Annotated in this window: 19 protein-coding genes and 2 pseudogenes; 7 read left to right on the top strand and 14 right to left on the bottom strand. The window is 68.2% G+C overall.

The window, feature by feature from the left end:
- Positions 1 to 100: 100 nt before the first annotated feature.
- A pseudogene (locus ABZV42_RS29690) lies at positions 101 to 848 on the bottom strand (transposase family protein).
- Positions 849 to 1,034: 186 nt separating this feature from the next.
- Here ABZV42_RS29690 and ABZV42_RS29695 point away from each other — a divergent pair.
- A complete protein-coding gene (locus ABZV42_RS29695; protein ID WP_356054420.1) occupies positions 1,035 to 1,736 on the top strand; it encodes a hypothetical protein in 702 nt (233 codons plus the stop codon).
- A gap of 86 nt (positions 1,737 to 1,822) precedes the next feature.
- Positions 1,823 to 2,359 (top strand): hypothetical protein, encoded by a 537-nt coding sequence (locus ABZV42_RS29700; protein ID WP_356054422.1) that lies wholly within the window; start codon positions 1,823 to 1,825, stop codon positions 2,357 to 2,359.
- Between the two features lie 14 nt (positions 2,360 to 2,373).
- Here the strand turns inward: ABZV42_RS29700 and ABZV42_RS29705 are convergent, their stop codons facing one another.
- The 3 genes and pseudogenes from ABZV42_RS29705 to ABZV42_RS29715 all read right to left on the bottom strand — a co-directional run bounded on the left by ABZV42_RS29705 (position 2,374) and on the right by ABZV42_RS29715 (position 5,481).
- Complete coding sequence (locus ABZV42_RS29705) at positions 2,374 to 3,579, bottom strand: IS110 family transposase (protein WP_356054424.1); 1,206 nt, start codon at positions 3,577 to 3,579, stop codon at positions 2,374 to 2,376.
- Between the two features lie 239 nt (positions 3,580 to 3,818).
- A pseudogene (locus ABZV42_RS29710) lies at positions 3,819 to 4,567 on the bottom strand (transposase family protein).
- Positions 4,568 to 4,797: 230 nt separating this feature from the next.
- Positions 4,798 to 5,481, bottom strand: a complete 684-nt coding sequence (locus tag ABZV42_RS29715) for an alpha/beta hydrolase (protein WP_355990045.1) — start codon at positions 5,479 to 5,481, stop codon at positions 4,798 to 4,800.
- 703 nt (positions 5,482 to 6,184) lie between these two features.
- Between ABZV42_RS29715 and ABZV42_RS29720 the strand changes: the two genes are divergently transcribed.
- Positions 6,185 to 6,499: a hypothetical protein gene (locus tag ABZV42_RS29720; RefSeq protein ID WP_356054427.1), complete on the top strand. Its 315-nt coding sequence runs from the start codon at positions 6,185 to 6,187 to the stop codon at positions 6,497 to 6,499.
- Between the two features lie 118 nt (positions 6,500 to 6,617).
- On the opposite strand, the gene ABZV42_RS29725 is transcribed toward ABZV42_RS29720, so the two are convergent.
- Positions 6,618 to 7,070, bottom strand: a complete 453-nt coding sequence (locus tag ABZV42_RS29725) for a MarR family transcriptional regulator (RefSeq protein WP_355990047.1) — start codon at positions 7,068 to 7,070, stop codon at positions 6,618 to 6,620.
- 149 nt (positions 7,071 to 7,219) lie between these two features.
- Between ABZV42_RS29725 and ABZV42_RS29730 the strand changes: the two genes are divergently transcribed.
- Positions 7,220 to 7,582, top strand: a complete 363-nt coding sequence (locus ABZV42_RS29730) for an HGxxPAAW family protein (RefSeq protein WP_356054429.1) — start codon at positions 7,220 to 7,222, stop codon at positions 7,580 to 7,582.
- Between the two features lie 22 nt (positions 7,583 to 7,604).
- On the opposite strand, the gene ABZV42_RS29735 is transcribed toward ABZV42_RS29730, so the two are convergent.
- From ABZV42_RS29735 to ABZV42_RS29755, 5 genes are all read right to left on the bottom strand, one after another.
- Positions 7,605 to 7,973 carry a hypothetical protein gene (locus ABZV42_RS29735; RefSeq protein ID WP_356054431.1) on the bottom strand — a complete coding sequence of 123 codons (369 nt, stop codon included), beginning with the start codon at positions 7,971 to 7,973 and terminating at the stop codon, positions 7,605 to 7,607.
- Positions 7,974 to 8,124: 151 nt separating this feature from the next.
- Entirely contained in the window at positions 8,125 to 8,664 is a 540-nt protein-coding gene (locus ABZV42_RS29740; RefSeq protein WP_356054433.1) for a GNAT family N-acetyltransferase, read from the bottom strand.
- Between the two features lie 202 nt (positions 8,665 to 8,866).
- A complete protein-coding gene (locus ABZV42_RS29745; RefSeq protein WP_356054435.1) occupies positions 8,867 to 9,340 on the bottom strand; it encodes a ricin-type beta-trefoil lectin domain protein in 474 nt (157 codons plus the stop codon).
- Positions 9,341 to 9,742: 402 nt separating this feature from the next.
- A complete protein-coding gene (locus ABZV42_RS29750; protein WP_355990027.1) occupies positions 9,743 to 10,114 on the bottom strand; it encodes a VOC family protein in 372 nt (123 codons plus the stop codon).
- Positions 10,115 to 10,222: 108 nt separating this feature from the next.
- Positions 10,223 to 11,158 carry an SDR family oxidoreductase gene (locus ABZV42_RS29755; protein WP_355990025.1) on the bottom strand — a complete coding sequence of 312 codons (936 nt, stop codon included), beginning with the start codon at positions 11,156 to 11,158 and terminating at the stop codon, positions 10,223 to 10,225.
- A 271-nt stretch (positions 11,159 to 11,429) separates the two neighbouring features.
- On the opposite strand from ABZV42_RS29755, the gene ABZV42_RS29760 reads away from it, so the two are divergent.
- Positions 11,430 to 11,996, top strand: a complete 567-nt coding sequence (locus ABZV42_RS29760; protein WP_355990023.1) for a TetR family transcriptional regulator — start codon at positions 11,430 to 11,432, stop codon at positions 11,994 to 11,996.
- A 182-nt stretch (positions 11,997 to 12,178) separates the two neighbouring features.
- On the opposite strand, the gene ABZV42_RS29765 is transcribed toward ABZV42_RS29760, so the two are convergent.
- Positions 12,179 to 13,096, bottom strand: coding sequence for an NADP-dependent oxidoreductase (locus ABZV42_RS29765; protein ID WP_356054438.1), 918 nt, complete (start codon positions 13,094 to 13,096; stop codon positions 12,179 to 12,181).
- A 261-nt stretch (positions 13,097 to 13,357) separates the two neighbouring features.
- Between ABZV42_RS29765 and ABZV42_RS29770 the strand changes: the two genes are divergently transcribed.
- On the top strand, positions 13,358 to 13,786 hold the full coding sequence (locus ABZV42_RS29770; RefSeq protein ID WP_356054440.1) for a YrdB family protein: 429 nt from the start codon (positions 13,358 to 13,360) through the stop codon (positions 13,784 to 13,786).
- A 168-nt stretch (positions 13,787 to 13,954) separates the two neighbouring features.
- Here ABZV42_RS29770 and ABZV42_RS29775 read toward each other — a convergent pair whose 3' ends face one another.
- Positions 13,955 to 14,488, bottom strand: a complete 534-nt coding sequence (locus tag ABZV42_RS29775; protein ID WP_356054442.1) for a GNAT family N-acetyltransferase — start codon at positions 14,486 to 14,488, stop codon at positions 13,955 to 13,957.
- A 260-nt stretch (positions 14,489 to 14,748) separates the two neighbouring features.
- On the opposite strand from ABZV42_RS29775, the gene ABZV42_RS29780 reads away from it, so the two are divergent.
- Positions 14,749 to 15,009 carry a hypothetical protein gene (locus ABZV42_RS29780; protein WP_356054444.1) on the top strand — a complete coding sequence of 87 codons (261 nt, stop codon included), beginning with the start codon at positions 14,749 to 14,751 and terminating at the stop codon, positions 15,007 to 15,009.
- 164 nt (positions 15,010 to 15,173) lie between these two features.
- Here the strand turns inward: ABZV42_RS29780 and ABZV42_RS29785 are convergent, their stop codons facing one another.
- Together ABZV42_RS29785 and ABZV42_RS29790 are read right to left on the bottom strand one after the other, a co-directional pair.
- Positions 15,174 to 15,398 carry a hypothetical protein gene (locus ABZV42_RS29785; RefSeq protein ID WP_355989982.1) on the bottom strand — a complete coding sequence of 75 codons (225 nt, stop codon included), beginning with the start codon at positions 15,396 to 15,398 and terminating at the stop codon, positions 15,174 to 15,176.
- The gene (locus ABZV42_RS29790; protein ID WP_355989980.1) at positions 15,395 to 16,024 is read right to left on the bottom strand and encodes a ParA family protein; all 630 of its coding nucleotides are present in this window, start codon (positions 16,022 to 16,024) and stop codon (positions 15,395 to 15,397) included. The genes ABZV42_RS29785 and ABZV42_RS29790 overlap by 4 nt, the downstream gene beginning before the upstream one ends.
- Positions 16,025 to 16,202: the final 178 nt, after the last annotated feature.

Below are 16,202 nucleotides of genomic sequence, written 5' to 3' on the forward strand. Positions count from 1 at the left end.
CCACAAGCGGCAGAGCCTTTTGAACCACACCCGGCGCCCCTGGGCGGGTCAACCATACGAAGGGCTCACCCCATCCCGCAGGAAAGCGTAGGGAGCTCTTTCAGCGTTGCCGCTCCAGGGTGAGGACTGCGGCGGCGATTGACGTCATTCGATTCGGACTGCACCGGGATCTGCGGAAGATGCGCCATGACTTCAGTCGTGCGATGCCGCGCTCGACCGGGGCCCGGGCCGCGGACAGCGCGCGGTTGACACTTTGTTGGGTGGGTGTGAGGTCACGGTCCGGCGGGCGCCTGAGGGCTGTCGTCACCCACGGGCCGGCTCCCATGTAGGCACGGTCGGCGAGGACCGGGATGCCCTGCCGTTCACAGATCCGGATGATCCGGTGGGCGCGGGCCGCGGTGAGATCGTGCACGCGGCCAGGCAGTGCTGGCGAGATCCACAGCAGCTGCCCGACCGGGTCGGTCACGACCCGCACGTTCACGTCGTGCCGACGGTGCTTGTGAGAGAAGTCGGCCCGGCTGTCGCCGACCGGTCGCACTCCGCCAGGGTGCCGTCGAGCAGGACGTACTCCGGGTCGGACTCGCGCAGGACGCGCAGCGGACCCGGGGCGCGGTCGGCGAGCAGGTCGACGACGGTTGCCGTGTAGGCGTGGGCGGTGCCGACAGAAATGCCGAAGCCGGCAGCGAGCTGGGCGAGGGTGTCGTGCCGGCGCAGGTACACCAGACCGAGAGGGCACGCTGGTGCGGCGGGAGCTTGCAGCGGCGGTCACCCTCCCGGGTGACGATCAGCATGGTCACCCACTCGACCAGGGCGTGAGGCAGGTCGAGTGCGGCAGAATACGGAACCAACGCGGCTCCTGTGCCTGTGGGTTGAGACTTCGAACACCTCCCCAACGGCACCGGAGCCTCGTGCGTTGCGCACACCGCCGGCGTCACCCGATCAGTGGCCACGCTGAAACAGCCTGACCAGCGGAAACTCGCCAGTCACATCCGAAAGGACAACGGCTGCTCAGGTGAAGTCGGTAAAGTGGACAGATGTCTGATGCGATGGTCATGCGGTACTCGGGGTGGACCTTCGCATTCGACGGCCGGTCGTTGACCATCACCCGGCGTTGGATGCCCTGGCGCCGCAGACGGGTCGAGCACCTGCCGCTCAGCCGGCTCCGCGCCTGCTACCTCCGCAAGTCAGAGAGCCACGACATCGAAAGCCTCGATTTCTGGCTGGTGTACGACACCGATGCGGTGCTGATCGGCATCAACTGGCAGTACTACGAAGGCGACGCCTACTGGTTCGCCAAGTACCTCAGCGAGGCGATCTGCGAGAGGTTGCGCTGGGTTTTCAACGACACCATTGGGCTCGGCCCGCATCCTGAGGCGGAACTCCTCCGAATACGCAGACCAGCATTGCAGCTCCATCCGAACAGCTTCAGCACGGGCGACGTCCCGGAGCGTCTGGCCGCGTTGCGCAAGGAGGACCACTTGGTGTTGGGCCACCGGATCCCCGGTCCGACCCTGCCCTCCGACCTGCAGACCAACCACGACCGGGCGTTGGGGGGCGGCACGCCGAACCCCGAGAATTGGTGGACCTTCGTCGAGTACGTCCGCGCCGGCTACGAGCCGACGGACGACCCGGGCTGGGAGGAAGTCGTGCAGGATCTGTTGCAGGGCTCGCGGATGATGACTCAGAGCAAGTGGAAGCAGTACAACCGCTCGGGGTACCGGAAACCGGGCGCGTAGTGGCCGGCCCGGTGTGATCCACTCGGTGGATCAAGTGACTGATTCCCAATGATGGTTGTCAAGCAGCGAGCCATAGGCTGCGGTTCATGGAATCGTTGATCGCTGCCGTCCGTGAGCAGGAAGAAGCTGCCCGTTTTCTCGCTTGGCCGGGTGACTTCGACCTGGACCGAGGCGACCATGTCGAGGAAGTGCACCTCGCCTCAGGCGCCGCGCTCGAGGGGTTCGCCGGCGATGGTGCAGGCGGCACGTACTTCTTCTGCGGTGAAGGCGGCGAGGAACGTCCCATCCTCTATGCCGGCTCCGAAGGAGGTGCGGCTCTGGTTGCCATCGGCCTGCCCGAGCTGGTGCGGCTGCTGCTGGTCGTCCCGTGGTGGCGCGGCTGCCAGGCATTCACGGACGAGGAGAGTCGCGAGCTTGAGGCCGAGTATCTGGAGGACATGCCGGACCTCGTGGCCCGGAGAGACCGCGCCGCCGCAGCCCTTGGCCTCGGCCTCGGCCTCGGCCTCCCGGACCAGGCAGAGGCTCTGGCCCGCTTGCGAGAGGTAGCCACCCAGCTGGGAGAAGACTTCGTTCTGATCTTCACGCCGGAGGGCCACCCATACGAGCCGCTCTTCACACCCTGAGACGTGCCACGGGCTCAGGCCGCGGCGAGACCCCGCTGAGGAGGCTGAGCCTCGAAGGTTCGCTGATCACGTATGAGTGCCCATAGGACGTCGAGCCGTCGGCGGGCGAGGGCGAGGATTGCTTGCTTGTGGCTCTTGCCCTCGGCCCGCTTGCGGTCGTAGAACGCCTTCGAGGTGAGGCAGAAGCGGGCGGCGATCTGAGCGGATAGGTAAAAGACCCGTAGAAGCCGGCGGTGGTAGCGGTGCGGCCGGCGCATGTTGCCGCTGATACGACCTGAATCCCGCGGGACCGGCGCGAGGCCGGCGACCCCGGCAAGTCGCCCCGAGCTGCCGAAGGCGTCCATGTCACCGCCGGTGCAGGCGATGAACTCCGCCCCCAGCAAAGGGCCCATGCCAGGCAAGCTGAGGATCACCTCGGCATCCCGGTGCTCTCGGAAACGGGCGTTGATACTTGCATCCACGGCGGCGATCTCTACGTCCAGAGCCATGACTGACCGGGCCAGGGTGTTCACCATGGCGGCGGCTGTCCTCTCCCCGGCCACGGTGGTGTGCTGAGCCTGCGCCGCAGCGACCGCCGCATCGGCCACCGCCTGGGCGCCTCGGACCTTGCGGTTCTTCAGCCAAGTCGCGAGCCGGCTCGGGCCGACCCGGCGCAGGCCGGCCGGAGTCTGGTAGCCGGTCAGCAGGGTGAGTGCAGCTTTGGACGCGGCGTAGTCGAAGGTCCGTTCCAGGGCTGGGAAGTACTCAAGCAGCTGTGCCCGCATCCGGTTGATGGCGCGGGTGCGGTCGGCGGCGAGGTCATAGCGGCGGGCGGTGAGGATCTTCAGGTCCACCGCGATCTCGTCCCACTCCTGCAGAGCCTGCAGGTCCCGGCGCATCCGTGCCTGGTCGGCGATGACGTAGGCGTCCTTCGCGTCGGTCTTGCCGTCTCCACGGTAGCCACGGGAGGCGTGGTGGACAGTTCGGCCAGGGATGTAGAGCAGCCGCTGACCACGGCTGGTCAGGAGGGCGATCAGCAGAGCACCCCCGCCAGCGTTCAGATCAACGGCCCACGTGACGGGGCTGTCCTCAGCCAGTGCCAGGACGTCGCCTATCAGCTCCAGGAGCTCGGGCTCGTTGTTGGGCACCCGGCGAGAGAGCACCTTCGTCCCATCCGTGTCGATCACCGTGCAGTGATGCGCGGCCTTGCCGGCATCCGTCCCCGCCCAGAGCTCGGGCACCCGAGCCTCCCTCGTCGATCGGTTGACTGGTCCCTGCAGACGACCACGCCGACGTGTCCTTACGAAGCGATCTGTTCGCTCATCCCAATGAGTGGCCGTGTCGTCGCGGGGCACTGGGCGGCCTATCAGTCAAAGCCACACGTACGGCATGAGCGCGCTTTCAGCCACACCCAGGCCCCCGGGTCTCCCGATCGTACGAAGAACCGGAATCAACCCGCCAACAAAGGTAAGGAGCGTTTTCAGTGTTGCCGCCCCAGGGTGAGGACGGCAGCGGCGATGACCGTCATGCGGTTGGGGCTGCAGCGGCCCTGCGGAAGACGCGCCAGGACTTCAGTCTCGCGACGCTTCGTTCGACCGGCGCTCGTGCCGCTTACAGGGCCCGGTTGATGGTCCGTTGGGTCGCGGTGACGTCCTGGTGCGGAAGACGTCTGATCGGCGTGGTCACCCAGGAGCCGGCCCCGATGTAGGCGCGGTCGGCGAGGACGGGCACACCCTGGCGTTCGCAGCTCCGGATGATGCGTGGGTTACGGGCCGCGGTCAGGTCGTGCGTGCGGCCGGGCAGTGCTGGCGAGATCCACAGCAGCTTGCCCACAGGGTCGGCAACGAGCTGCACGTTCACGCCGTGACGGCGGTGCTTCTGGAAGAAGTCAGCCCGGCTGTCACCGACCCGGTCGTACTCGGCGAGCGTTCCGTCGAGCAGGATGTGATCGGGATCCGTCTCCCGCAGGACCCGCAGCAGCCCGGGCGCCCGGCGGGACGGATGGCCGACGACGGCGGTGACGTAGGCGTAGGCAGTGCCGACGGATATGCCGAAACTGGCGGCGACCTGCGCGAGCGTGTCGTGCCGGCGAAGGTAGACCGGGCCGACGAGAGCACGCTGGTGAGGCGGAAGGTTGCAGCGGCGGTCACCCTCACGGGTGACGATGAGCATGGTTACCCACTCGACCAGGGCATGCGGGAGGTCGAGTGCGGCAGGATAGGGAACCAACGAGGCTCCTGCGCTGATGAGTTGAGACGTCGAACACCTCTCTCAACGGCACAGGAGCCTCGTGCGTTGCGGGAGGCCACCCCGTCACCCGACCGGTGGCCACTCTGAAAACGATCAGTGATCACCAACTGGACAGACACATCCGATCAACTGGCCAACCCACCAAAGACACGCGCTAGCTAGGTCGTACGCCGACAGCGAGAACCGCTCGGCGGGGCTTTCTCAAGGCCCTACTCCAGGCTCTTCGCAGCGTTGCGGATCACGTCGAGGACAGCGTTGGGCTGAGAGAGCATCGGAACGTGGCTGCTGTCGAGGCTGACGGTCGTGGCCTTCATCCGTTCGGCGGAGGCGCGCTCCCGGTCCGGCTGCACCGTGCGGTCCTGAGTGCCCACGATGAACCAGCTCGGCTTCTGTCGCCAGGCGTTGCCGGGTACGTGCTGTTCGAAGAGGTCCGAGACCGGCGGGTTAGCGGTGGCCAGCACGACTTTCTGTTCCTCTGGCGACAGGTCGCCGCAGAAATGGCCGATGCCCGACTCCTTGAGGTAGATGCGATTGTCGGCGACCTCGAGGTGCTCGAAAATCGGCGAGCTGGTAAACGCGGCGAGGTGCTGTGCCGAGGTCTCGTCGTCGTCCGGGGCGAGCGCACAGATGTACACCAAAGCGCCTACCCGGTCGTGCACGCCCGCCTTGGTGATCAGCGTGCCGCCGTAGGAGTGGCCCACGAGGACGACCGGGCCGGGCACGTGGTTGATGGCGCGGGTGACGCAGGCGACGTCGCTCTCAAGCGAGTCGAGGCCGTGCTGCGAGACGAAGACTTCGCGGCCCTCGGCCTGGAGTGCGGGGATCAGCTTTGCGAAGCACGATCCATCTGCCCACAAGCCGTGGGCAAACACGATGCTGGCCTTGCCGGGCATACTTCCTCTTTCGTTGGTACCTGGAGTGGGGATCCACTTTGTCGGATCCTCAATGCCACTTTTAGGTAGGAACGATGGGTGCGCTTGCCGACACGTCCAGCGGTTCCGCCATGTGGGTGAATGCCGCACACGGGCCACCGGCCTTGTAACAGCCGGCCCCGCACTTCTTCGTCTACTGAGCGCAGAAAGTGGTCCCTGGCGCCGCCCACTGCGATTCCGCCGACCTCATATTTTCGCCTGAACCTAACCTGGAGTAAATGAGTCGGTCGTTACCGCTTCACCCGCACGCGAATTGCTAGCGCAGCGAGACCGAGCAAGACTGGCTCGGAGAAGCACTGGGAACACATAGTGCACCGCCGCCGCCTGAATGTGCTCCCGCAGCCAATCGGCCGGCAGCCGCTGACTGAAGCCCAACCGCGCCGCTTCCTCCTCAAGCAGGAGGAATTGGTCGGTGTCCACGGCCCGGATCGTCCGCGGCAGCACTGCAGTCATGCCGCGATCATGCCACCGGACGACACCGGTGGTGCCGGCTCGCACCAACTGCCGGGGTCATTCGAAACCGTGACACCACCTCAATCGATCTCCGGGCGGGGCTACTTCAGACCGTCTGAGTGGGCCTACACAAAGGTTCGGGCACGCATTTCGTGAAGGTGGTCGTGCTGCCGTGCGCTGGTGACGCTCTGTCATATCAGGTGGATACCTGATGCTGTCGCAGCGCGGTGAGCGCGCGACTGGCAATCTCGTCGGGTGTGCCGACAGCGTCGACCGTGACGAGGAGAAGAAGCAGCGCCGTCAGCTGGCGGTGGTGGACACCGTCGACAAGGCCGAGGCCAAGGTCCGCAAGGCCGAGGTCGAGGTGGCCGTGGCTGTCGCCGAGGCGGTGCAGGTGTTCGGCGGCATTCAGGAGGCGTCCGAGGGGCTCGACATGCCGATCCAGACGGTTCAGCGCTTCCTCCGCATGGCACAGGACGAGGCGGCAAGCGCCGCGAACGTCGTCGAGTCCGTCGGTGGATCCTGACCCAGGCGTTGATGGCGGGCCCTCGCGCGGGAGCGTGGGCCCGCTTTGCTGTGCGCGGGGCCTGTTGAGGACCCCTTGATCCGGGGAGGCCGGGGCTTCACCCTCGACGCGAGGGAGTTCAGTCGGCCTGCGGTGACGCCGACGCTCCCTCCCGGATCTCGTGCAACGCCTCGTCGAACATGGTGCGGGCCCGGGTGAACCAGTCCGCCAGGACGGCGATCTCGTCCGGTCCGTAGTCGGCGAAGAGGGACGCCAGTCGCTGATAGACGGGGCCGTAGATCTCGAGAATGCGCTGTTGAGCGGTCTCCTCCATGACCACGTACACCCGTCGGCGGTCGCCCGGGTCCGCCGTGCGCCGGGTGTAACCGGCCTTCTCCAAGCGGTTCAGTACGCCCGTGACCGCCCCAGTGGTCAGCCTCGCCCGCTCCGCGAGATCGCCCGCGACCAGTGACTCGCCCGCCATGGACGCCTCCATGAGGAAGCCCAGGCAGGTGAGGTCCGTGACGTTCAGGCCCATCCGGCGGGCGATGTCCTGCTGCCCGAACTGGGCGGTGGCAATCATCCGGTCCATGGCGTAGAGGGCCTGGTCCGCCGTCGCGGCCGGGCGCGCCTTGTGATCACTCACGAGTCCTCTTAGTATCTAAGATAATTAGCTCGCGAGATAAGGGATCTCGCGACGAGTCAGCCCCACCATCTTCACAGCTCTCAAGGAGCGAGATCATGTTCATCCACGGTGACGACGACCACGACCTTGGCCACACTGTCGCCGGCTGGAGCGGCGCCGGGATCGCAACGCTGGGATTCGGGCTGTGCGGCTTGGCGGTCGTCACGGCATCAGGGCTCCTCGCGCTTGCGGGAGCGGCAATGCTGGCCCTGGCATTGCTGACCACGTGGGTGCTTCACCTGCTCGGCTGGGGCAAGCCGAGCGGCCCTCGCCCGGCCGCCCAGTGGGACTGGCGCGTCCGCGACCTCACCGCCCGGGACGGTCACACTGAATGCCTCGGCTGCCGCCTCGCAGGACGACAGGCGCCTCGCCGACAGGGCACGGAACGGTCCGCGGAACCCGCTGTGGCCGACGCCTGAGCAGGCGGCCGGGCCGACTGCGTCAGAGGGGAATCTGTTCCACTTGGATGACTTTTACCCCGGTCGACGCCGCATCCCCTTCCCAGGGGACGGACGTGCTTTCGGAGTAGGTCTTCTGGGAGCCGACGGTCCGGGTGACCCACTTCGGATCGAAGCCGGCGTTGCCGTCTCCGTCGAATTTGAACGCGATTTTGTAGGTGATGGGCGAGCGACTGGTGTTGTGAATCGTGTACTTGGCGGAGAACACGAGGTGACCGTGGCTCATCTCGGTTCCGTACTGGGTCACTTCGACCGGCTCGGCGGAATCAGGTGCGGGTGCAGGTGGGTTACTGGCGCAGGCGGCGAGGGTTGCGACGAGAACTGCGGCACCGGCAGCGGTTCGTATGCGCATGACGCCGGAAGGCTAAAGGCCCCGCTGATGACACGGCAAGGAGTTCCCGTGACTCGGCCGAATGGTGTCGGTCGCGGCAGCACTTCAGAGCCACGGCGAATGCGAACTGATTCCTGTCCTCTGCCTCAGGACCTTCTGTTCCGTCGCTGACTCAACCGGGCGGCGTGACAGGAGACCGCAGGCCGAGCCACTGTTCGGCGCCCCAGGCCTCGAACCGCTCCAACTCGGTGAACCCCAGCTTCGCCGCGAGGCGCATCGAGCCGACGTTGGCGGTCTGGGTGGCGAGCACCACCGGCTCACCGGGAAGGACGCCGTCGAACCAGTCGAGTGCCGCCGCGCAGGCCTCGGCGGCGTACCCGCATCCCCACACCCGCGGCAGGAACAGGTAGCCGAGCTCGGCCTTCCCCGCGGCAGTCGGCCGCCGGTCACCGGCTGCTCGCCTGAGCAGAACATGGCCGATCATCGCCCCGTCGAGATCGACGACGAGACTTCCGGGCCACCGCTCGGGCACCTCGGGTATCTCGCGCTCAAGCTCGTCGCGCGGACGGGGGCCACCGAGGTAGGTGTTCACCTCCGGTGAGGCGAGCAGGTCGACGAACACCGAACGGTCCCGCGCCTCCGGCCCTCGCAGCACGAGCCGCTCGGTCCTGATCGGCTCGGGCGGCCACGTGTCGAGTCCCAGATCTTCCATCCGTGCACGCTAACAGTCGGTCGAGGCAGGTGATCGAAATACGGTGGGCATCCCAACCCATCCTGAGGTGGAGCGACAGAGGCGCATGTCGCCTCGACAAGCTCGCGGAACGGCGCGGCCTCGCCGTTCGGTACGGCGAGACCGCGAGCAACTACCGCTCCGGCAAACCTATTTGGAGTGGCTCCCGGTCTGGCTTTGGTGCTCAGTACCAGAGCTGGTACTTGTTGCCGTCGTTGCACTCGTGCATGTAGACGGAGCTGCCGTTGCCGTCGAGGCACTCTTGGGTCTGCCGGTTGCGGAGCTTCCAGTTGCCGCCGCCGACACCGATCTCGTCCCACCGCTGCCAGTTGTTGCCGCTGCACGGCTCCATGTAGGCGTCGTGGTCGGTGTAGGCCGTCAGACAGTAGCCCGTGTCCGCCGAGCTCTTCTCGAGCCAGCTGCCGTCGCTCTGGTGCACGTCGTGCCACTGCGTCCACACGTCCGATTCCCAGGTGAGGGTGACGTCGTCCGGGTGGTCGTGGGCCCAGTTCACCGTCAGGGCCTTGCCCGAGTCGCGGTGAACCCAGTGCACGTCACCGTCGGCGTGCGCCGTCGTCGTCGTCATGGTCAGCGCCAGCGCCGGTACGAGCGCCGCGGTTCCGAGAACCTTGGCTATGCGGGCCGTGTTGATGCGCATGGGAATTCCCCCTGTGGGTCGACGCACGTGGTCTGAACGGTCGGTGAGACGGAGCCGGTGGCTCGGCACCGGAGACACGGTTCCGCCGTTGTCCGGTGCCCGGTGATCGCCTCGGTGGTGAGCGTACGAGGCCGTTCGATCGCCGTGGGGCGTCCCGCGCCGTCCCGCGCCGTCCCACGTCGTCCCGGGACAGCTCGGGACGGTGTGGGACACCATCGGATGGAAACTCCCAGGCCCGGCAAAGCGGTTGACGCCGGGACGGGCATCGAGTCCGGGAAGCGGGGCCTGGCGCGCAACGACCGGCCTCCGTCCCCTCCACCTCTGGTCGTCACCCCGTGACCGCTGGTCGTCATCCCGTGCGCGCCCCCGCCGACGAACTGCCCCGCCGACGAACTGCCCCGCCTAGCCGACGAGGGTCGCCTTCGGGCGTACCACGCAGAACTCGTTGCCCTCCGGATCGGCCAGTACGATCCACGACTCCTGGCCGCTCTGCCCCACTTCCGCCCTGCGGGCGCCGAGGGCGAGGACGCGCTCGATCTCTGCCTCCCGGTCCTCGGCCGTAGCGGTCAGGTCCAGGTGCAGGCGGTTCTTGACGGCCTTGTCGCCCGTCACCGGCATGAAGCAGATGCCCACCGGCGCCGTCTCGTCCGGCCCGATCACGACCTCCCGCTCCCGTTCGGAGAGGATCCGCCAGCCCAGTACCTCGGCCCAGAACCGGGCCAGCGAGGGGAGGTCGTGCGCGTCGATGACGATGTGATGCAACGAAAGGGGCATATCTGCCAATGTGCCCTGGTTTTGCCGCAATGGCAGCGCCGAGGAGTGCCAGGGCGGCATCTGGCGGACAGGCGGCGCCCGCCCCGGAGGCTCTCGCGCGATCGGTGCCTACTCCCCGCTCGCCCGGAAGTAGTGGCCCTTGTCGAGGTCCTCGATCAGGCCCGGCCCGGTCGGATTCCAGCCCAGCAGCTCGCGGGTCCGCTCGCTGGAGGCCGGGCTGTCCAGGCCGATGAATCCCGACAGCCAGCTGAAGTGCTCGGCAGCCTCCTCGGCGGGGACGGAGCGGGTCGGCACACCGAGGTGGCGGCCGATGACCTCGGCGACAGAACGGAGCGGTACGCCCTCCTCGGCGCTCGCGTGGAGGACCGATCCCGCCGGAGCGTTCTCCAGGGCGAGGCGGAAGATGCGGGCGGCGTCGTCGCGGTGTGCGGCCGGCCAGCGCTGGGTGCCGTCGCCGACGTAACCGGCGACACCGTTGGCACGGGCGATGCCGATCAGAGCCGGCATGAATCCGTTGTCGCCGTCGCCGTGCACGGTCGGGGGAAGTCGTACGACGGACGAGCGGATGTTCCGGTCGGCGAGGGCGAGGGTCACGTGGGCGGTGCCCATCCGGGTCCGCGGGCCACCCGGCAGATGCGCGGACGCACCGTCCGGCGTCAGTCCGTCCGCTTCGGTGCTCACGCGTCCCGGAGCCACGCCGATCAGGCCCGACGCGATGACGAACGGCTTTCCGGAACCCGCGAGCGAGTCGCCGAATGCCTCGACGGCGATTCGGTCCGCGTCGGCGGCGTCCTGGAAACCGCCGGAGAAGGCGAGCTCGTGCTTGAACGCGAGGTGGATCACGCCGTCCGACGCCTCGGCCGTCTCGCGCAGGACGTCGAGGTCGTCGAGGGTGCCGGACACCGTGTCGGCGCCGGCCTTCTTCAGGGCCGCGGCCGAGGCGTCCGAGCGGGCGAGCCCGACGACCTGGTGTCCCGCGCCGATGAGTTCGGGGACGAGTGCGGAGCCGATCCATCCGGATGCCCCGGTGACGAAAACACGCATGAGAAAGCCTCCAGTCCGGGTGATCCCCTTCGCGCCAGGAGGGCGCGGGGTCACCCAGCGATGTCAGTGACTGTCATCAAACGTAGCACTTGATGTCAGTGACTGTCATCGAACCTCAGGGAAGCCGTGAGGGAGTCGCAGGGGAGTCGCGGGGGAGTCATGGCGGAGCCCGCGGAGAAGCCGCAGGGAAGCCGTGGGGCAACCGCAAGGAGGTCGCACAGGCGCCGCAGCGCCCCGATGTCAGTGACTGCCATCGAGTACGATGCCGGACATGGGTCGATGGCAGCCGGACGCGCGCGGCCGCCTCGCACGGGCGGCACTGGAGCTCTACGTCGAGCGAGGCTTCGACCGCACCTCGGTCGCGGAGATCGCCGAACGGGCGGGGCTGACGGAGCGGACGTTCTTCCGCCACTACGCGGACAAGCGCGAGGTGCTGTTCGCGGGTTCGAGCGAGCTCAGGGACGTGCTCGCGAACGCCGTAGCCGAGGCTCCCGAATCGGCCACCCCGCTCGACGCCGTGGCGGTCGCCCTCGAAGCCGCCGCGACCGTCCTCGAGGCACGCCAGGAGCACGCCCGGCAGCGGCAGTCCGTCATCGATGCCAACACCGAGCTACAGGAACGCGAGCTGATCAAACTCGTCTCCCTGTCCACGGCGCTCTCGGACGCACTGCGACTGCGTGGCGTCGACGAAGCCTCCGCGAGCCTTGCCGCGGAGGTCGGGATCGCCGTGTTCAAGTTCGCGTTCCGACGCTGGGTCGACCGGACCGAAGAGAAGGGACTGGCCCAGTTCATCCGGGAGTCGTTGGCCGCTCTGCGGGCAGTGGCCGCCGACGCGTGACATCGAGTCCCGTACGAATCCAAGTCGCCCCCGAAGGGCGGTAGTTCACCTCCCGCCGAGTCGAAGCGCGATACGGCTCCCCGAACAGGGCCCTGTGCGCGGGGTGGTGGACCGGCGCCCGGGCCCTGTACACGGGTGATGGACCGGCGCCGTACACCCGTGGGCCGCTCCCGACAGTCGGGTCAGGGCCGGAGCGCGATCTTGCCGTGGGTCTGGCGCAGTTCCAGTTCCCGGAACGCGTCCCGCACCTGCTCCAGCGGGTACGTACGCGCGATCGGCACCTCCAACTCCCCGCGCGCGGCGAGCCGGGCCAGTTCGCCGACCACCACCGCGCATGCCGCCGCGCCTTCTCCATACGTACGTGCGCCGACCCTGGCCGCCGCCTCCCAGTCGCGGATCGTGTTGATCCGCTCGGGCCGCACGCCCAACTCCACGGCCAGGTCCACGTAACCCTCGCCGAACGTGTCGATGAACGCGTCGACCTGTCCGCCGGAAGCCTCCCGGATCCGCTCGGCCACGCCCTCGCCGTAGCCGATCGGGACGACCCCGTGGTCTTTCAGCCAGGCGTGGTTCCGCTCGCTCGCCAGCCCGATCACCGTGGCCCCGCGCCGCCGTGCGAGCTGCACGGCGAGCGACCCCACGCCGCCCGCTGCACCGGAGACCACGACCGTGTCGGCCGGTCCGGGGTCCACCGCGAACACGGTCGCGTACGCGGTCGTACCGGCGACGTACAGCGACCCGGCCACCTCCCAGGCGAGACCCTCCGGACGTGCGGCCAGCTTCACGTCCTCGGCCACGACGAACTCGGCGTGACTCGCCCGGCTGTGAGTGAAGCCCAGGACCTCGTCGCCCACCGCGAAGCCGCGCACCTGCGGACCCGCCTCCACCACGACACCGGCCAGATCGCTGCCCTGCCCGGAAGGGAACGTCGCCGGCCAGCGTCCGTGCCGCGCACCCTCGCGGATCATCGTCTCGCCGGGCTGGATTCCAGCCGCGCGGACCTCGACCAGTACCTCCCCGGGGCCGGGCACCGGGCGCTCCACCTCTTCCACCCGGAGCACATCGATCCCGCCGTATTCGTGGAACCGCACGGCCTTCATCGCGCCATCACCGCTCTTCCTCGATCGGACCCGTGGACGGATCTTGGACAGATCCTGGGCAGCGACACCCTGGAGCACGGCCGCGCGTCGGCCGCGCCATCGCTCTCAACAGCCAAGCGGCGAGGCTGTGTTCCCTGGATCTGGAGTCCGAGAGCGTTGCTCGCCGACCTTCGGGGAGGCTCTGGCCACGGGTTTGCTGAACGGGTCCGTCCGGGGGGCCGCCCTGTCATGCTGGGCGTCCTGGCACACCGAGAGGACTCCATGTCTACGGACCCCGGCACAGCCCTGTTCGCCGAGCGGCCGTGGTTCGCGGCCAACGAACTCCTGGCGTTCGTGGTGGAGATCGTGGCGCTGGCCAGTCTTGGCTGGTGGGGATTCACCACCAGCCGCAGCCAGTTGCTCCATGTCCTGCTCGGCGTGGGGGCGCCTCTGTTGGCCGTCGTGCTCTGGTCGCTGTTCGCGGCACCGAAGGCGCGGCTGCGGCCGGGGTTGCCCGTCGTGCTTGTCGTCAAGGCGGTGGTGCTGGGCGGCGGCGTGGCGGCCGTGTACGGAGTGGGGCATCCCGTCGCCGCCGCGGTCATGGCGATCGTCGTGGTCGCGAACACGGCGGTGGCCGAAACCCTTCGCCGTACCGTGCCCGTCCGAGTGGCGGGCGCGGAGGGCACGGCCGGCGCACCGGAGTCCGGCTGAGGCTCGACGCGAGCGGGCCGGCCGAGGCCAACCGGAGCCGCCGCCCCCCGGATAGGGCGGGCCGAAGCCTGCGGAACGAGGCCCACCGAAGCCGGCCCAGCGAATTGGGCGGGGCGAAGCCTGCGCGCCGAAGCCTCACCGAAGGGGCTCACGCGTGCGGGAGAGGGCTCACGCCTGGAACTCGGTGAGATCGATGGCGTGGATGCTCAAGAGGAAGCCGTACTGCGGGTGCGTCGCCTCGCTCTCCGGCTTCATGCCGAGCTTGCGGATGACGTTCTCCGAGGCTGTGTCGCCGATGCGGTTGATGCTGATGACACGGTCGAGGCCGCGGTCCTGGAGGGCGAACTCCAGTGTGGCGTGGGCGGCTTCGGACGCGTAGCCCTGGCCCCAGAACTGTGAACCGAACCGCCAGCTGATCGCCACGGCGCCGAGTGTCTGGGGCAGGTAGTCGGGCACGGACAGGCCCACGAATCCTGCCAGTTCACCCGAGGCCAGCAGTTCGACGGCGAACAGACCGAAGCCCTCCTCGTCCCATTCGTCCTCCCACTGCTCGATCGCCTCGGCCGTGTCGTCCAGATCGCGGACCGAACCGTCGTCGACCCAGCGCATGACGTCGGGGTCCGCGTTGATGTCCGCCATGGGGGCGAGGTCGTCGTCGTACCAGCGGCGGAGGAGGAGGCGGGGGGTGCGGATCTCGGTCATGACACCCATCCTGCCTTACCTCCGAGACGCCGATGGCCGGGCCTGGCTGCGCACTGTCCCGGGATCGCGGCCGGGAAACGGGACCACCCCGGCGGGCGCCCCGCCCGCGTTCATTCTCCGGCGGAGCCGTCGCGCTTGTGCCTTCGCCCGGTGGCGGTGCAACCGTCTGCTCACCCGCTCCCTGGCCTGACCGTCCCCCGGCACCTCCAGGCCGGAACGACCCGTTGTTTTGGACCTGTCGGCCGGGGCAACCGGCCGTCATGGAGACGAACGAGGGAACGGACGAAGTGATCGAGACCCTGGGCGAGGAGCACCATGTCGTCCTCAGCGCCGATACCAACGGCGACGGAAAGACCGACGTCTGGATGACCGACACCACGGGTGACGGCATGGCCGATCTCTACCAGTTCGACACCACCGGTGATGGGGAGATCGACCTGACGATGGTCGAGCGGGGGGACGAACCGGGCGTCGACCGGGTCGTCGTCGAGGGCGACGGCGGCCACCCGATGGAGACCTGAGCCCTCGCCCCGGCACCGTCGGCGCCCCGCGGTGCGAGCGGCATCACCCGTGGCCTGCCCGGGCGAACGACTGAGGCCTGCGCGGACGAACGCCTACGGGGTGCCCGGGCGAACGCCTACGTGGTGCCTGGATGAGTGCTTTACGTGGTGCCCCGGACGAACGCTTACGTGGTGCGCGTCAGGGGCCGCAGCGCGGCGGCGCCGACGCGCAGGAGCGCGGACACGGGTGGTCCCGCCCACCGGGTCACTTCCCGCCGCAGCGCGGGGTCCAGCTCGATCGTCACCCGGACGTACCGCATGTCCAGGCGCGCGACCTCGGTGTGACGGGGTGGCTCGACATCCGGTACCCGTTGCAGGGCGGCCCGGTAGGTGTCCTTGCGCTGGTTCACTTCGTGTCCTGACGCTTGATGAGCTCGTCCGCGAGATCCATGTACGCCGATCCCTTGACCGTGACAGGGCTGCCGAACGACTGGGAGTACAGGTCGAGCCGGGGAATGTGGGTGGACAGCACGTCGAAGCCGCGTTCCGTGAGCGCGTCGCGCGCGTCGGCGTCGGGCCCGGTGCGTGTGGCGTCCGGACGGTTCGTACGGTTCAGCAGTACGGCGGAGCGGGCCGGCCGGGACCGCAGGGACTGTACGTCGCCCATCTCGCGGCCGATGGGCGCCATGCGGTCCAGTTCGATCGGGGACGGGGTCACCGGCACGATCCACTCGCTCGCGTACCGCATGATGCTCCGGGCGATGTGGGCGTGGTCCTCCATCTGAGGGGCGTCGAACACCACGGCCTGCCGGTCGCCGAGGAAGTCGTTGACGCGCCGGTGCACGTCGCCCACCGGGAGCGAGAACACGGGGAAGGGGAAACCTCCGGCCAGCTCGCTCCATCGCAGCGCCGAGGAAGCGGGGTCGCTGTCCACCAGCAGCGGTGAGAAGCCCGACTCGTGCAGCGCGTGAGCCAACCACACCGCGCTCGTCGTCTTGCCCACTCCGGGTTTCAGGTTCACAAAGGCATAGCTCATCGACACAGGCACCCACGCTAGTGACCGCGAGGGACCGGCGACCGGTCATGCGGGGCCCACCCTCCCGTCGTTCACCCCACCGCGCCGGTGAATCATTCCAATGGGTCAACGCGAACCGTCCGCTCGATTCGATGTGCCGCCGCACAACCCCATCACGTGAACACTGTGCCCCCGCCTC

Origin of the sequence: Streptomyces sp. NPDC005281, from assembly GCF_040607495.1 — a bacterium.
GTDB lineage: Bacteria > Actinomycetota > Actinomycetes > Streptomycetales > Streptomycetaceae > Streptomyces.

Bases quoted from the DNA above. Each gene is read 5' to 3' on its own strand.
- ABZV42_RS29695 (WP_356054420.1), top strand. From the start codon at position 1,035: ATGTCTGATGCGATGGTCATGCGGTACTCGGGGTGGACCTTCGCATTC.
- ABZV42_RS29700 (WP_356054422.1), top strand. From the start codon at position 1,823: ATGGAATCGTTGATCGCTGCCGTCCGTGAGCAGGAAGAAGCTGCCCGT.
- ABZV42_RS29715 (WP_355990045.1), bottom strand. From the start codon at position 5,481: ATGCCCGGCAAGGCCAGCATCGTGTTTGCCCACGGCTTGTGGGCAGAT.
- ABZV42_RS29720 (WP_356054427.1), top strand. From the start codon at position 6,185: ATGCTGTCGCAGCGCGGTGAGCGCGCGACTGGCAATCTCGTCGGGTGT.
- ABZV42_RS29725 (WP_355990047.1), bottom strand. From the start codon at position 7,070: ATGGACCGGATGATTGCCACCGCCCAGTTCGGGCAGCAGGACATCGCC.
- ABZV42_RS29730 (WP_356054429.1), top strand. From the start codon at position 7,220: ATGTTCATCCACGGTGACGACGACCACGACCTTGGCCACACTGTCGCC.
- ABZV42_RS29735 (WP_356054431.1), bottom strand. From the start codon at position 7,973: ATGCGCATACGAACCGCTGCCGGTGCCGCAGTTCTCGTCGCAACCCTC.
- ABZV42_RS29740 (WP_356054433.1), bottom strand. From the start codon at position 8,664: ATGGAAGATCTGGGACTCGACACGTGGCCGCCCGAGCCGATCAGGACC.
- ABZV42_RS29745 (WP_356054435.1), bottom strand. From the start codon at position 9,340: ATGCGCATCAACACGGCCCGCATAGCCAAGGTTCTCGGAACCGCGGCG.
- ABZV42_RS29750 (WP_355990027.1), bottom strand. From the start codon at position 10,114: ATGCCCCTTTCGTTGCATCACATCGTCATCGACGCGCACGACCTCCCC.
- ABZV42_RS29755 (WP_355990025.1), bottom strand. From the start codon at position 11,158: ATGCGTGTTTTCGTCACCGGGGCATCCGGATGGATCGGCTCCGCACTC.
- ABZV42_RS29760 (WP_355990023.1), top strand. From the start codon at position 11,430: ATGGGTCGATGGCAGCCGGACGCGCGCGGCCGCCTCGCACGGGCGGCA.
- ABZV42_RS29765 (WP_356054438.1), bottom strand. From the start codon at position 13,096: ATGAAGGCCGTGCGGTTCCACGAATACGGCGGGATCGATGTGCTCCGG.
- ABZV42_RS29770 (WP_356054440.1), top strand. From the start codon at position 13,358: ATGTCTACGGACCCCGGCACAGCCCTGTTCGCCGAGCGGCCGTGGTTC.
- ABZV42_RS29775 (WP_356054442.1), bottom strand. From the start codon at position 14,488: ATGACCGAGATCCGCACCCCCCGCCTCCTCCTCCGCCGCTGGTACGAC.
- ABZV42_RS29780 (WP_356054444.1), top strand. From the start codon at position 14,749: ATGGAGACGAACGAGGGAACGGACGAAGTGATCGAGACCCTGGGCGAG.
- ABZV42_RS29790 (WP_355989980.1), bottom strand. From the start codon at position 16,024: ATGAGCTATGCCTTTGTGAACCTGAAACCCGGAGTGGGCAAGACGACG.